The sequence below is a fragment of the Ruegeria sp. B10 genome (assembly GCF_056539825.1).
In genome coordinates, this window is record NZ_JBQFVP010000016.1 from 80,617 (window position 1) to 93,948 (window position 13,332).

General features: G+C 58.9%; 15 protein-coding genes. 7 read left to right on the plus strand and 8 right to left on the minus strand.

Translation table 11 applies throughout. The features are described 5' to 3' along the window. Positions 1–49: 49 nt before the first annotated feature. The 3 genes from era to ACR0J4_RS20020 all read left to right on the plus strand — a co-directional run bounded on the left by era (position 50) and on the right by ACR0J4_RS20020 (position 1,712). Positions 50–958: a GTPase Era gene (era, locus tag ACR0J4_RS20010; protein ID WP_170494058.1), complete on the plus strand. Its 909-nt coding sequence runs from the start codon at positions 50–52 to the stop codon at positions 956–958. Beyond that, positions 955–1,284 (plus strand): DUF1491 family protein, encoded by a 330-nt coding sequence (locus ACR0J4_RS20015; RefSeq protein WP_170474105.1) that lies wholly within the window; start codon positions 955–957, stop codon positions 1,282–1,284. The genes era and ACR0J4_RS20015 overlap by 4 nt, the downstream gene beginning before the upstream one ends. Before the next feature lie 104 nt (positions 1,285–1,388). After that, positions 1,389–1,712: a SemiSWEET transporter gene (locus ACR0J4_RS20020; RefSeq protein ID WP_170474102.1), complete on the plus strand. Its 324-nt coding sequence runs from the start codon at positions 1,389–1,391 to the stop codon at positions 1,710–1,712. A gap of 7 nt (positions 1,713–1,719) precedes the next feature. On the opposite strand, the gene trhA is transcribed toward ACR0J4_RS20020, so the two are convergent. After that, entirely contained in the window at positions 1,720–2,388 is a 669-nt protein-coding gene (gene trhA, locus ACR0J4_RS20025; RefSeq protein ID WP_170474098.1) for a PAQR family membrane homeostasis protein TrhA, read from the minus strand. 122 nt (positions 2,389–2,510) lie between these two features. Beyond that, positions 2,511–4,796: a fatty acid cis/trans isomerase gene (locus ACR0J4_RS20030; RefSeq protein WP_170643744.1), complete on the minus strand. Its 2,286-nt coding sequence runs from the start codon at positions 4,794–4,796 to the stop codon at positions 2,511–2,513. A gap of 140 nt (positions 4,797–4,936) precedes the next feature. Between ACR0J4_RS20030 and recO the strand changes: the two genes are divergently transcribed. Then, positions 4,937–5,662 (plus strand): DNA repair protein RecO, encoded by a 726-nt coding sequence (recO, locus tag ACR0J4_RS20035; RefSeq protein ID WP_170556399.1) that lies wholly within the window; start codon positions 4,937–4,939, stop codon positions 5,660–5,662. Here the strand turns inward: recO and ACR0J4_RS20040 are convergent. The 3 genes from ACR0J4_RS20040 to ACR0J4_RS20050 form a co-directional block, all read right to left on the minus strand. Beyond that, a complete protein-coding gene (locus ACR0J4_RS20040) occupies positions 5,646–6,038 on the minus strand; it encodes an META domain-containing protein (protein WP_170556400.1) in 393 nt (130 codons plus the stop codon). The two genes, recO and ACR0J4_RS20040, sit on opposite strands and share 17 nt — an antisense overlap. A gap of 43 nt (positions 6,039–6,081) precedes the next feature. Then, on the minus strand, positions 6,082–6,630 hold the full coding sequence (locus ACR0J4_RS20045; protein WP_480668798.1) for a hypothetical protein: 549 nt from the start codon (positions 6,628–6,630) through the stop codon (positions 6,082–6,084). Positions 6,631–6,838: 208 nt separating this feature from the next. After that, positions 6,839–8,530: an acyl-CoA dehydrogenase family protein gene (locus ACR0J4_RS20050; protein ID WP_170643743.1), complete on the minus strand. Its 1,692-nt coding sequence runs from the start codon at positions 8,528–8,530 to the stop codon at positions 6,839–6,841. A gap of 144 nt (positions 8,531–8,674) precedes the next feature. Here ACR0J4_RS20050 and ACR0J4_RS20055 point away from each other — a divergent pair, with 144 nt between their 5' ends. Next, positions 8,675–9,439, plus strand: coding sequence for a sulfite exporter TauE/SafE family protein (locus ACR0J4_RS20055; protein WP_170643742.1), 765 nt, complete (start codon positions 8,675–8,677; stop codon positions 9,437–9,439). 4 nt (positions 9,440–9,443) lie between these two features. Here the strand turns inward: ACR0J4_RS20055 and ACR0J4_RS20060 are convergent, their stop codons facing one another. The 3 genes from ACR0J4_RS20060 to ACR0J4_RS20070 all read right to left on the minus strand — a co-directional run bounded on the left by ACR0J4_RS20060 (position 9,444) and on the right by ACR0J4_RS20070 (position 12,252). After that, positions 9,444–9,839: a hypothetical protein gene (locus ACR0J4_RS20060; protein ID WP_480593159.1), complete on the minus strand. Its 396-nt coding sequence runs from the start codon at positions 9,837–9,839 to the stop codon at positions 9,444–9,446. 180 nt (positions 9,840–10,019) lie between these two features. Then, entirely contained in the window at positions 10,020–10,262 is a 243-nt protein-coding gene (locus ACR0J4_RS20065) for a hypothetical protein (protein WP_480668799.1), read from the minus strand. A gap of 391 nt (positions 10,263–10,653) precedes the next feature. After that, positions 10,654–12,252, minus strand: a complete 1,599-nt coding sequence (locus ACR0J4_RS20070; RefSeq protein WP_170641378.1) for a phosphoenolpyruvate carboxykinase — start codon at positions 12,250–12,252, stop codon at positions 10,654–10,656. Between the two features lie 60 nt (positions 12,253–12,312). On the opposite strand from ACR0J4_RS20070, the gene ACR0J4_RS20075 reads away from it, so the two are divergent. Both ACR0J4_RS20075 and ACR0J4_RS20080 read left to right on the plus strand, forming a co-directional pair. Further along, complete coding sequence (locus ACR0J4_RS20075) at positions 12,313–12,579, plus strand: hypothetical protein (protein ID WP_170556404.1); 267 nt, start codon at positions 12,313–12,315, stop codon at positions 12,577–12,579. Between the two features lie 21 nt (positions 12,580–12,600). Continuing rightward, positions 12,601–13,305, plus strand: a complete 705-nt coding sequence (locus ACR0J4_RS20080; RefSeq protein WP_170380430.1) for a response regulator transcription factor — start codon at positions 12,601–12,603, stop codon at positions 13,303–13,305. Positions 13,306–13,332 lie beyond the last annotated feature (27 nt).

Sequence of the window (13,332 nt, forward strand, 5' to 3'; positions counted from 1 at the left end):
GGGCATTCTGCTATAGGGGTGCGCACTTGCAAACAGGATCGCAACACACATGACCACACGCGCCGGATTTATCGCCCTGATCGGAGAGCCCAATGCAGGCAAATCCACCCTTTTGAACCGCATGGTCGGGGCCAAGGTCTCGATCGTGACGCATAAGGTGCAGACCACCCGCGCCCGCATTCGTGGCGTGGCGATGGAGGGAGACGCGCAGCTGGTCTTTGTCGACACGCCTGGTCTCTTTAAGCCCCGCCGCCGTCTGGACCGTGCGATGGTTGCCGCTGCGTGGGGTGGGGCCGCGGATGCGGATGTGGTTGTCTTGATGATCGAGGCCCATCGCGGCATCACCGAAGGCGTCGAGCGGATCCTCGAAGGTCTCGAAGAGATCGGACAGGGCCGCACCATCGCGCTGGCCATCAACAAGATCGACAAGGTGCCGTCGGAGAAGCTGCTGGCACTGACCAGTGACCTGAACGACCGCTACCCTTTTGCTGAGACCTTCATGATCTCGGCCGAGAAAGGCCACGGCGTCGACGACCTGCGTAAATGGCTGGCGGGTGAGCTGCCTGAAGGTCCTTGGCTTTATCCCGAAGACCAGATCGCCGATCTGCCCCTTCGCATGATCGCCGCCGAGATGACGCGCGAAAAGTTGACCCTGCGCCTGCATCAGGAACTGCCCTATCAGCTGACCGTCGAAACCGAGAGCTGGGAAGAGCGCAAAGACGGCTCGGCCCGGATTGATCAGATTATCTATGTCATGCGCGACGGCCACAAAGGCATCGTGCTGGGCAAAAAAGGCGAAACGATCAAGGCTGTTAGTCAAGCCGCGCGGGCCGAACTGGAAGAGTTCCTCGACCGCAAGATTCACCTGTTCCTGCAGGTCAAAGTCCGGCCCAACTGGCTGGAGGAATCCGAGCGGTACTCGGAAATGGGTCTGGATTTCAAAGACGGCAACGCATGACCCGTCTGACCGCAGACTTCTGGGTCCATGCCTATCTGGCACGGCTGCGGTTTCAGGAAATCCCGGCCTTTGTGGTGGCGCATGGCGACAACACGGCGGGTGCGGTGCTGGTCAAGCTCAACACGCTTGATGGGCAGGCGGTGGCCTTCCAACGCAGCTTTGACCTGATGAGCGGCGCGCGCAAATGGGTAGAACTCTCTAGCGGCGCCGAGGGTGATGTGGACGAGGCCATCCAGCGCCAACGCAGCTTTGACCCTGATCTCTGGGTGATCGAGGTCGAAGACCGGCAGGGGCGGCATTTACTGGATGAAGAGGGGCTGGAATAGCCCCACTTACAGGGACTTGGACAGGCGGCTCAAACCGTCTAGTTTGAAGGGCAGATCGGCAAAGGCCGATCGTTGAGAAAACCGCAAAAAGGTCAGGTGTTGGCGTGGCTGAAACACTCGCTGAGAAACTTGAAAAATCGAACCTCGGTCATTGGATGCAGCGATTCGAAGGCTTCATGGTCTTCATTGGTGTCGTCGGCCCCTTTGCCACGCTGCCGCAGCTGATCAAGCTGTATTTCACCCACTCGCAACACGCCACCGGCCAGTCGCTTTTGTCCTGGTCGCTCTATGCTGCGCTGTCCTTCCTGTGGTTTGCCTATGGGTTGGTGGTCGGAAAGCTGCCGATTTATGTGGGCAATGGGATCTCGATGATCCTCAACCTGTTGATGGTGGTTGGTATCCTGATGCACGCGGGCCTAACGTTCTGAGTGGGCATTAGCCTAGCAACAGCGGCTCCAGCGACACCCGTAGTGATACGGCGGCGAAGAACAGAACACTACCTGCCAGAACGAAAACATGCCAGATCGTGTTGTGATAGGGCATCCAGTCGGACAGGTAGAAGATGACGCCTGCGGTGTAGACTACCCCTCCGGCAATCATCAGAGCAAGTACCGAAGGTGGCAGCTCGTCCAGCAAAGCGTGCCCGCTCCAGACGGCGGCCCAGCCCATGCCCAGATACAAGACCAGCCCGATCCAGCGAAAGCGGTGCGGGTCCACCATTTTCAACACTGATCCCAGCGTGGCCGAGGACCAAAGGCCGATCATCAGCCCCGGGGCCTGCGCTCCGGACAGCAGCAGGAAAGGCGTGTAGGTGCCTGCAATTTTCACATAGATGCCCGAGTGATCCAGCCTGCGCAGAACTTCTGACCATCGGTCGCTGACGACCATATTGTAGAGCGCAGAAAAGCTGAGCATCAGGATCAGCGTCATTCCGTAGATCGACGCGCCCATGACCGCGTCCGGGTCGGCGCGATAGTACACCGTCATGACAATCAGGATGGGAACCGCGATGAGGGCTAGAAACAGGCCCAGAACATGTACAACTCCGTCACTGATGCGCTCGGCCCGGCTGTAGGCTGGCCGGATATGTGCAAAAGATCGCATGTTTAAAGGGTAGGGCCGCTGTCGCCTTTGGGCAAGTCTGCCGGGCTGAACTTATCGTGTGGGTGTCACAGCTTGCGGCGCTGGCGGGCGTTTTTCATCCCCTCTTCATCAAACTGCAATGCTCATTTCGGATCATTGCCGGGCTTTGGGTCTTTGTACCGGTTGAGGTCCAGAATGCCCGCCTGAATTGGTTTGTTCTTCAGAAAACGGGCATGGATTTGATCGCTGATGGCCCAGAAATCTTCGCTGGTCCGACGCACGCCAAAATCGGCAACCAGCTGCATCCAGTCCTCGTGCGTGGCGACAGCTTTCACAGCCTGAACAAAGCCGTGCAATTGCGCCTCAGGCAGTTTGAAGAAGAAGTTTGGGTAGCTTCCGATCATCTCAGGCAGAATGGTCAGAACGTCTTTTTCGGGTTCTCGCCGGGCGGATTCGTCAAACAGGAAGGCTATGTTGGTATGGGCTTTGTCGTGGATCAGCGTGAAAACCTCGTCCTTCTCGTCGCTTGCTTCGACCACCAGCAAGGAAAGGTCGGGCAGGAACTTGACCCAAGGCCCGGTCTGGCTGGCCAGCGCAGTCAGCGCATCCTGAGCGCAATCCGCGCCATCGCATCGGTTGATCGAGTCTGAGCGCGACCATAGACCATTGCCGCGGTCGACAAGGTGCAGAAGAAACTCCTGCTTCGGGGCGTTTGTTTCAAATGTGATCCCCGTGGGCATCGTGTCGTCGATGCGGCGGGTGTGCCAGAAAGTGTGCAACCTGGCCAGAACGCCCCGATACCAGCTTTCGTGCATACCCGGCCGCAGATTCCGCGGCATGAAGGTCAGGAAGTTGTCCTCACTCTCCATGCGCAATTCGTCCATGTAGATTCGGGTCGCCAGTTGATGCTCGACACGTCCGAACACGTCATAGCCAGCGACCAGATTATAGTAGATCCGTTCAAACACCGGATAGTCGATAACCCAAGCGGTTTCCGGGATATCGCCATGAAACCCAGTCAGGGCCGAAGCGTTGTCGAAGTGCCGAAACACGGTGATCAGGGCGTTCGGGTTGGTGCCCTCGCCATCCCAGATCGCGTCATAGCCCCAACCGGTTTGATGCGCGGGGCTGTTGCGATATCGGGTATCGCGGAACTCAAGGTACTGGGCCTGGTTCTGATGCGAGAACATGTGCAGGTCGCCCAAGCTTTGATCCACTTGCGAGACGGGCAGCTCAAGAAGCGCAGCGCCCTCGGCCAGAAAGCTAGGGTCGGTGATCGAGAGGTCGGCGTCGGGGTCAAGGAAACTGACCCAGAACCGGTCCTCGATGACGTCAACGGCAGTCTCTCCGTGACAGACGGGGCCGCGGATGAAACTGCGTACGAAGAACAGCGCGTCGTCCAAGAGGAATTGATAGCGGCTGCGCGCGGGGATTGCCGCGAAGGTCGAGAACGGGTCTCCGCCCTCGGCATCGCCATAGGAGGGCATGTTGGTCAGTGCCCAGTTGGGCTGCAGGAATAGCGCCTGAAACCGCGCCATGCGATCAGGGCTTAGCGTATAGACCAGGTGTTCTTTATGGACGATGGTTTCATTGACCGGTTGTAGACGGTAGTAGAGCGGCCCTTCGCCGGGGTCATCAAACGGGCGGCGGGTGGCGATGATGTCGATCTTTTCTCCGTTGGGCGTTCTGGACCGGACCAATTGAAAGAACCGCCGTGGGTCATCGCCTTCAAAATGCAGGCGGGCCAGAAACAAATGTTCGAACAGATACCGGTTCATCAATTGAGCGCGCGGGTCGGGGGCGTTGAAGAACGCCTCCCAGGCGGTAACCTGCCCTTGGATATCGTCCGGCAATGGCGTAGCCGCCTCAGGCAAGGCTGCTCCGCTCTGCACCCAATCCATCAACAGCGCATGCTCTGAGGCTGCCAGTGGCGCGGTCCCATAGGGCATTCCGGCCGTCGGATGACTTTCGCGGAAGGCGTCGAACTCCTGATCGGTTGGGCAGACCAAGGGGCGGTCAAGCGCCAGCCCCAACGAATCGGGCAGAGGCGCGTTTGCGGGCAGAGGGTTCTCGGCCCCCAAGGCCAGATAGCGTTCCAGTAAGCTGGTCTCGCCTTGTACCTGCGGAAGAACTGCATGGAATCCCAAATCCCGCCACCCCTCAACCGTTGTGGCATCCTGCCCCAAACGGGTGGGTTGGGCATCTTCCAGACGCTGCGAATGGTAAACCGCCAGCTTGTTGCCGCCGCGCAGCAGCCCCTCGGGTGAGGTCAGCTTGACCTGACAGGGAGCATCGTAGCAGCCGTGGCAAACCACGCATCGCTTGTCGAGAACCGGCTTCACCTGCGACCAGTCTGCCTGAGCGAATGCGGAAAGAGGGCTAAAGCCGATCAAGCTTGCAAATAGCAAAACCCAAACTCTGCCTGGCATCTTTGTCCTCCCTCCCATCGCGCGCCCAATGATAATCTTGGACCAAGCGCCCGGTTTGTCGAGTCCCCATCCCGCTTGCGCCCGCCGCGCAGTTGCGCTCTTGTGAGGCGAGCGATTTCCCACCCCGACCGGAGCTTGCCTTGGACTGGCGCGATCACGGCATCTTACTGACCACGCGCCGCCACGGTGAAACGGCCGCGATCATCGAGGTCTTTACCGAGGCCCATGGTCGTCATGCGGGCGTGGTGCGTGGGGGAACCAGCCGCAAGATCGCGCCGATCCTACAGCCCGGCGCGCAACTGGACGTGCTGTGGCGTGCGCGGCTTGAGGAACATATAGGCACTTTCCAAGTCGAACCGCTGCGGTCGCGCGCGGCAGCGGCATTTTCCGGTCGGCTTGCGTTGGCGGGGCTGAACGCCGTGGTGTCCCTGTTGTCCTTTTGCCTGCCCGAGCGCGAGCCGCATCCCGCCATCTATACCCAGACCGAGCAGTTGATGGATCTGCTAGGGCAGGATGAGATCTGGCCGCTGGCCTATCTGCGGTGGGAACTTGCGCTGCTTGAGGAGCTGGGCTTTGGCCTCGACCTGTCCTCTTGCGCTGTAACCGGCGCGACCGAGGGGCTGGTCTATGTCTCTCCCAAAACGGGTCGGGCTGTCAGCGTTGAGGGAGCCGGGGAGTGGGCCGACCGCCTGTTGCCCCTGCCACCCTGTCTGCGGGGCGAAGGGACGGCCCCGGATGCCGAGATCGTGCAGGGGCTGAACACGACAGGGTATTTCATGGAACACCGCGTTGCGCCCGCGCTGGGCCATCATCCACTGCCCGAGGCGCGGGCGCGGTTCATCGAGAGGCTTACTCGGCGGCTTTGAACAACATCTCGTGCCCGTCCTCATTGCGCAGAATAAGAACATCGCCCGAAACCTCGGATTGTGTCATCGCCAACAGGGCCGCGAAATACATGCCCTCGGCCTCAAGCGCGGCACAGGCGGCGCGGGTGGCGGCAAGGTCCTTGATCTCGAACCAAGGATAGGGCGCGTTCAGCGTGCCATTGTAGCTATTGCAGGGGGCATTGCCCGCGATCTTGCCCTCTTCGGGGAATTGCAGCAGGGCGCTGGCTTGAAAGGGCTGCCCGTCAATCTCTTGCAGCACCCAGGACCGGTCAGACGCGCCGTAGGCCGCCACGGTTTCGTCGCGGTCGCATTGAAACAGCGCCATCAAGGGCAGAACGAGGGTCAAGCGTAACATGCGCACAATCTATCGCGACTTCGGTTTGGGCTGAACCGGAATCTCAGCTGCCCGCGCTAGCCGAGATCAGCTCTTCGCGCACTTCCAGCCGGGGTCGCCAGTTGTAGCGGTCGTCTTCCGAGATCTCGCCCCAGAACAGGTCGCCGCTCTGCCGCCAGGGATCAAGGATCACGCCGTCCTTCAGGCTGTCTCCCCGCGCGCTGATCGCTGCCGAATGGTGGATGATGCGGAACGTGGTCGGAGGAGAGGTGGCCCAATGCACGTCCAGCGTTTGAAAGTCCTCTTGCTGCAAGCGCCGGGTCATGGCCTGCGCCCAGTCATTGCACAGGCCATAGTCACGAAAGCCGTTGATGACCTTGGCGTTGTGAACGATCGGCGAATCCGTCACGTTCCAGTCGCGCTTCAATTGTTGCGAATAGCTGTACGAGATTTCTGCGGCGCGGCGGGCCTCGGCCGGGTCGACATTGGGGCCAAGGTTGCGGATCTCAAGCGCCAGCCCATCGACATCCGCCCGTGTAACAGTCGAAGACGGAGCGCAAGCCCCAAGGGTCAGCATCACCAAGGCAGCAAGCAGCGCGGTCAGGCGTATCACGTTCGTCTCTCCGTCCGGGTTTCGAGAGGTCGTGTAAGTGATCTGCGCGGGATCGGGAAGGGGGAAGTTGCAGTGAAGAGTGTTCAGAATCGGTTCTGTTGGCTTTGTGGGACACACGGTTAGCGCCGTGCACAATATAAGCAAGTCAAGAAAAAAACCCGGCGCGGGCGCCGGGTTCAGTTGGGGAAATGAAGTTGCCGAATTTCGGTCAGCCCAGCAGACGCCGTGCGATGACCTGTGCCTGAATTTCGGCAGCCCCTTCGAAAATGTTCAGGATACGCGCGTCGCACAGGACGCGGCTGATTTTGTATTCCAGCGCGAAGCCGTTGCCGCCGTGAATCTGCAGCGCGTTATCGGCCGCGGCCCAGGCCACACGCGCGCCCAGCAGCTTGGCCATACCGGCCTCTAGATCGCAGCGTTGGCCGTGGTCTTTTTCCCAGGCCGAGAAATAGGTCAGCTGCCGCGCGATCATGATCTCAACCGCCATCATCGCCAGCTTGCCGGACACGCGCGGGAAGTTGATCAGCGATTTGCCAAACTGCTTGCGGTCCTGCGCGTATTGCATCGCGATATCCAGCGCACTTTGCGCAACGCCGATGGCGCGGGCGGCGGTTTGGATGCGGGCGGATTCAAAAGTCTCCATCAACTGCTTGAAGCCTTTGCCTTCTTCACCGCCCAGAAGGTTTTCACCCTTCACTTGGAAGCCGTCGAAGCCCAGCTCGTATTCCTTCATGCCGCGATAGCCCAGCACCTCGATCTCACCGCCGGTCATACCGGGGGTGGGGAAGGGGGCCTCGTCCGTGCCCGGTGTCTTTTCGGCCAGGAACATCGACAGTCCACGGTGATCGGTGCTGTCAGGATTGGTGCGCGCCAGCAGGGTCATCACATGGGTGCGGGCCGCGTGGGTGATCCACGTTTTGTTGCCGGTGATCTCATAGTCGCCATCGGCGGTCTTGACCGCGCGGGTGCGCAAGCTGCCCAGATCCGAGCCTGTATTGGGTTCCGTGAACACGGCGGTCGGCAGAATTTCAGCGCTGGCCAGCTTCGGCAGCCAGTTTGCTTTTTGCTCATCCGTGCCGCCTGCGATGATCAGCTCGGCCGCAATCTCGGAGCGTGTGCCCAGAGAACCGACGCCGATATAGCCCCGCGACAGCTCCTCGGACACCACGCACATCGAGGCTTTGGACAGGCCGAACCCGCCGAACTCTTCGGGAATGGTCAGGCCGAAAACGCCCATCTCGGCCAGTTCTTCGATGACTTCGATCGGGATCAACTCGTCCTTCAGGTGCCAGTCATGGGCGTGCGGTTCGACCTTTTCGACGGCATAACGGCGGAATTGGTCACGGATCATCTCAAGTTCTTCGTCCAGACCCGACGCGCCGAACATGGTGGCTCCCGCCTGGTCTTCCATGAGAGCGACTAGGCGCGACCGCGCGGCTTGCGTATTGGCCTGCGCCATCAGTGTCTGGATCTCAGAAGTCTGGAACCCGGACAGAGCGTCCCAGCCCAGCCCCAGATCCTGCAGGCGTACAACTTCGCCTTGGTTCATGGGGATACCGCCAGCGACCTGATGCAGATACTCACCAAAGGCGATCTGGTGCAGCAGTTGCTCAATCTCGCCAAACTTGCCGTCCGCCTCAAGCGCTTCGGCCCAGCGTTGCATCTGTGCAAGGGACTGATGATAGGTCGCCAGCCATGCCAGCCCGTGAGCAGCTGTCTGGTTCGCCTCGATCAACGCACCCGAGATGCGACCGTCAGCCTCGACCATGGACCGCACCGAATCGCGCGCGCGCTCAAATACAGCTTCAACCGCTGGTACAGCGGCCTTTGTCAGGGCCAGAAGGTCCCGCAAAATCGCAGCTGTCGTCATCTGGGTCATATCCTGTCCGTCATGGGCCATGAATCACGTCCTCTTTTGCGTCGTCTGGTCATATCATGCTGCACGTGCAGCGCAACAAAAATACTTATTACGTAGCGAAAAAGTTCAAATATTACCTTGGCATTTTTGCAGTGCAGAGAGCGCGCAGGGTGATATCTAGACGGCATGACACTGTTTTCCATACTCTCTCCGACCGATCTTGCTCTGGCTGCTGCGATTGCGTGTCTTGCCGGATGGGTCAAAGGCATGGTCGGTTTCGCGATGCCGATGGTTCTTGTTTCTGGGCTGAGCATGTTTCTGCCGCCCGAGCTTGCTGTTGCCGGTCTGATCTTCTCGACCGTTGTGACCAACGGCGTTCAGGCGCTGCAGGAAGGGGGGCGGGCGGCTATTGCCTCGATCCGGCGGTTCCGGGTCTTTCTGAGCGTTGGTTTGATCTTTCTGCTGATCGGAGCGCAGTTGGTGACGCTGGTTCCGGCCTCGACCTTCCTGATGTTGATCGGCATTCCGGTGACAGCCTTTGCATTGCTGCAGATCCTCGGGGTCACCTTTTCCCTCAAGGAAGCATCAGCGCGTATCGAAGCGATCTTCGGCGTAATTGCGGGTTTTGTCGGTGGGATTTCGGGCGTATGGGGGCCTCCGACCGTGGCGTATCTGACGGCCCTGAACACCCCAAAGCAAGAGCAGTTGAGAGTGCAGGGCGTGATCTATGGTTTGGGTGCTATTGCGTTGACAGTGGCACATATCGGATCAGGGATACTGAACAGAGAGACGGCGCCGTTCTCGGCTGTATTGGTCGTACCAGCCCTTGCAGGGTTGTGGCTTGGGATGCGGTTGCAGGACCGCATTGATCAGGCCCTGTTTCGGAAAATCACCCTGTTGGTACTGTTGGTCGCTGGGCTGAACCTTGTCCGCCGTGGTCTGTTCAGTTAGCAGATCACGCCCGCTTGTCCGCAAAGCGAAACGCGAAATAGAGGCCGAGCATCAGGAAGAACAGGCCTGAGACGTCTCCGATCAGAAAGGCTATGTACTCAGCGGTCGCACTGCCGAAGGCCAGGTTCGTCAGCCCCGAGACCAGGAATGAGGTCACAACGCCGACGCCCATGATGCAGATCCAGCAGGGTTTGCGGTCAGCGCGTGGGAACAAATCCCAGCCGAGCCATTTGCAGAGATAGAAGACCGCGGGAACCGTTGTTACTGCGATTGCCATCGCCATAAGACGGCTGGGCAAGAATACATCGCTGCCGCCGAGTGCTGCGAAAACGATGAAAACACCGGGAAGAAGGGCAAAGATCGCCCTCCAGCCCAATAGCCACGCGGATAAAACGCGCACGCCATGTGGCAGAAACAGCAGACTAGCCCGACTTGGATATTCGGGAAAGAACAAGTTCTGCAAAGGCATAAGGACCTCGAAAGTGAGGAAGGATGCGATCACATAGGCCAAAGAGGCAAAAAATGTTTCCGAGGCCCACTTGCGCACGTCGATCAGCCGTTGATCTGCCGGGGCGCGGCGTCACCTTGGTGCATGTACGATATACCGTCCGCGATTGGCTGTGCCGCTTTGCGACAGATAACCCTTTTCGACCAGCGACTTCAGCGCGCGGAAAAAGGTGGGCCGCGAAACGCTCTGGACCAGAGTGTGTTCGATCAAGCCGAATGTCCGGACTTCCTGATCGGCTTTCGATAGTTCTTCGGCCGCGTAATAAATGTCGCGCTCGACCGGAGAAAGCTGTTCAAGGCCTAGTGTGCGCTCCATGCTTTGCATGAGCTTGCGAAGTTCGGTGAGTTTCGAGATTTCGGTCATATCTTACCTGTCTTTTTCGTGCCAACGCGGCCAAAGCCGAGACCTGGAAATATATCCAAACACCGTGGTGTCTGGCTGGTTTCATATTGACACTTTACCCCATCTACTTAGACTAGCGTCGTCATTAGGTTGCCCAATTCGCTGGTGTGAGTGTCCGCGCATGAGCTGCCCAAAGGTTATTTTAAGATTCGGCCCGGTGCAAAAGCTCCGGGCCAATTTAATGTGTTGACTGTAGCGTATCGGAAACTTCGGAACAACGCATTTGTATATGCTGTTTCCGCGCGGTAACCGGAAGGTGAACACTCAGGCATAGAAAAGGGCGCCGAAGCGCCCTTGATTCAGGTCAGCCGATGGCAACAGCCTTGATGTCTTCGTCGATGAACGGAATGTACTGTTCAAAGTTCTCCGCAAACATCTGCACCAGCTTCTCTGCCTGCTTGTCGAACGCAACCTGATCGTCCCAAGTGCGGCGCGGATCCAGCAGAACCTCAGGCACTCCGGGAACCGAGACGGGCACGTCGAAGCCGAAATTGGCATCCTTGCGGTACTCGGCATCGGCCAGCGAACCGTCCAGCGCAGCAGTCAGCAAGGCGCGGGTTGCCTTGATCGGCATCCGGCTGCCAATCCCGTAGGCACCACCGGTCCAGCCTGTGTTGACCAGCCAGCAGGTCGCGCCGTGCTGGGCGATCTTGTCCCGCAGCAGGTTGCCATAGGCCTCGGGGCGGCGCGGCATGAAGGGCGCGCCAAAGCAGGTCGAGAAGGTTGGTTGCGGCTCGGTCACGCCACGCTCGGTACCTGCTACCTTAGAGGTGAAGCCCGACAGGAAGTGGTACATGGCCTGCGCCGGTGTCAGCCGCGCGATCGGAGGCAGTACGCCGAACGCATCACAGGTCAGCATAATGATGTTCTTGGGATGACCGCCCAGAGCGCTGCTGGATGCGTTCGAGATATACTCGAGCGGGTAGGCACAGCGCATGTTTGCAGTCAGCGAGTCATCGTCGAAATCCAATTCCTTGGTTTCCGGATCGAAGACCATGTTCTCGATCACCGTGCCGAATTTCGAGGTCGTGGCGTAGATCTCGGGCTCGGCCTCGGCGTTCAGGTTGATCGTCTTGGCATAGCAGCCGCCTTCGAAGTTGAAGGTGCCCCGATCCGACCAGCCATGTTCGTCGTCACCGATCAGAATCCGTGCCGGATCGGCGGACAAGGTGGTCTTGCCGGTGCCGGACAGACCGAAGAAGACAGCGGTGTCGACCGGGTTGCCAACGGCGTGGTTGGCCGAGCAGTGCATCGGCATCACGCCTTTTTCCGGCAGCATGTAGTTCAGCAGGGTGAAGACGGATTTCTTGTTCTCGCCAGCGTATTCGGTGCCGCCGATCAGGATCAGCTTGCGGTCGAAGTTCAGTGCAATAACTGTCTCGCTACGGCAATTGTGCTTCGCGGGATCCGCCTTGAAGCTGGGGCAGTTGATGATGGTAAAGTCAGCTGTGAAATCGTCGAGATCTTCGCGATCCGGGCGGCGCAGCAGATGGCGGATGAACAGGTTATGCCACGCCAGCTCGGTGACCATACGCACATTGATCGAATAAGTCGGATCGGCCCCGCCAACGAGGTCCTGCACAAAATAGTCGCGGCCTTTCATATGGGCCAGCATGTCTTCGTACAGGGCGTCAAAGCCTTCGGGGCTCATGGCGGCGTTGTTTTCCCACCAGATGCTGTCGGCGACGCTGTCGGTTTTCACGACGTGTTTGTCCTTCGGCGAACGGCCAGTAAACTTGCCGGTGGTGACCAGAAAGGCCCCGCCATTGCCAAGGGTGCCTTCGCCGCGCTTCAGCGCTTCTTCGATCAGCGCCGGTTCCATGAAGTTGTAATAGACATTGCCCAGACCCTCGATGCCCTGATCTTCGAGGCGGAATTGCGGGTTAACCCGTCCAGATGTCATGTGTGTCTTCTCCTGTGGCGGCGCGGAGGCAGTTCGGCCCGGTGCGCTCTTGGGGCAATCATGCCGGACGACTCCGGCGGACAGGCGTCCTCTTATCATGGTCGTTTGGGGCATGAACAGGAGGCTTTGACGCAGTTAGCGCAACCAAGTTCAGGTTTAGCGCCATCACAAATTTCCTGTCGGAAAACCGGGCAGCATTTTGCGGTCGGCAAGGCATTTTTGCCGCAGAACTGCCGCAAGAAAGGCTTGATTCGTGGTTACGGATTGATTCGGCGCCTTAAAACCGCCAACAATGTCCTACAAAAAAGCGTATTATTGCGTATGTGAGCAGGAATAGGGGTGACCCCAATGTCAAAGATTGCACTGGTGGATGACGATAGAAACATTCTGACGTCGGTATCCATGACGCTCGAAGCCGAGGGCTTCGAGGTTGAAACGTATAATGACGGTCAGGCTGCGCTGGATGCTTTCAATAAAAAGCTGCCCGATATGGCTGTTCTGGATATCAAGATGCCGCGGATGGACGGGATGGATCTGTTGCAGCGGCTTCGCCAGAAAACCCAGATGCCGGTTATCTTCCTGACCTCCAAGGATGACGAGATCGACGAAGTTCTGGGTCTGCGCATGGGCGCGGATGACTATGTGAAGAAACCGTTTTCGCAGCGCCTTCTTGTCGAACGTATTCGCGCCTTGCTGCGTCGTCAGGAAGCGACCGAGGGCGATAGCGCTGCGGTCAGCACCGGTGATGCGAAGGTCATGGAACGTGGTGAGCTTCGGATGGACCCGCTGCGCCATGCGGTGACATGGAAGGGCAATGATGTCTCGTTGACCGTGACCGAGTTTCTGCTTCTGCAGGCCTTGGCGCAACGCCCTGGCTTCGTCAAAAGCCGCGACCAGCTGATGGATGTGGCCTATGACGATCAGGTCTATGTCGACGACCGCACCATCGACAGCCACATCAAACGCCTTCGCAAGAAGATGCGCGCCGCTGATCCTGAGTTCTCGGCCATCGAGACGCTCTATGGCATCGGCTACCGCTACAACGAAGAATAGGCACGCGCCCCGTTTGAAGGTATTGTG

Excerpts from the sequence above, each read along its gene's own strand:
- ACR0J4_RS20030 (WP_170643744.1), bottom strand. The coding sequence starts at position 4,796 with ATGCCAGGCAGAGTTTGGGTTTTGCTATTTGCAAGCTTGATCGGCTTT.
- trhA (WP_170474098.1), bottom strand. The coding sequence starts at position 2,388 with ATGCGATCTTTTGCACATATCCGGCCAGCCTACAGCCGGGCCGAGCGC.
- ACR0J4_RS20065 (WP_480668799.1), bottom strand. The coding sequence starts at position 10,262 with ATGGAGCGCACACTAGGCCTTGAACAGCTTTCTCCGGTCGAGCGCGAC.
- ACR0J4_RS20055 (WP_170643742.1), top strand. The coding sequence starts at position 8,675 with ATGACACTGTTTTCCATACTCTCTCCGACCGATCTTGCTCTGGCTGCT.
- ACR0J4_RS20050 (WP_170643743.1), bottom strand. The coding sequence starts at position 8,530 with ATGGCCCATGACGGACAGGATATGACCCAGATGACGACAGCTGCGATT.
- ACR0J4_RS20070 (WP_170641378.1), bottom strand. The coding sequence starts at position 12,252 with ATGACATCTGGACGGGTTAACCCGCAATTCCGCCTCGAAGATCAGGGC.
- era (WP_170494058.1), top strand. The coding sequence starts at position 50 with ATGACCACACGCGCCGGATTTATCGCCCTGATCGGAGAGCCCAATGCA.
- ACR0J4_RS20075 (WP_170556404.1), top strand. The coding sequence starts at position 12,313 with ATGCCGGACGACTCCGGCGGACAGGCGTCCTCTTATCATGGTCGTTTG.
- ACR0J4_RS20015 (WP_170474105.1), top strand. The coding sequence starts at position 955 with ATGACCCGTCTGACCGCAGACTTCTGGGTCCATGCCTATCTGGCACGG.
- ACR0J4_RS20080 (WP_170380430.1), top strand. The coding sequence starts at position 12,601 with ATGTCAAAGATTGCACTGGTGGATGACGATAGAAACATTCTGACGTCG.
- ACR0J4_RS20040 (WP_170556400.1), bottom strand. The coding sequence starts at position 6,038 with ATGTTACGCTTGACCCTCGTTCTGCCCTTGATGGCGCTGTTTCAATGC.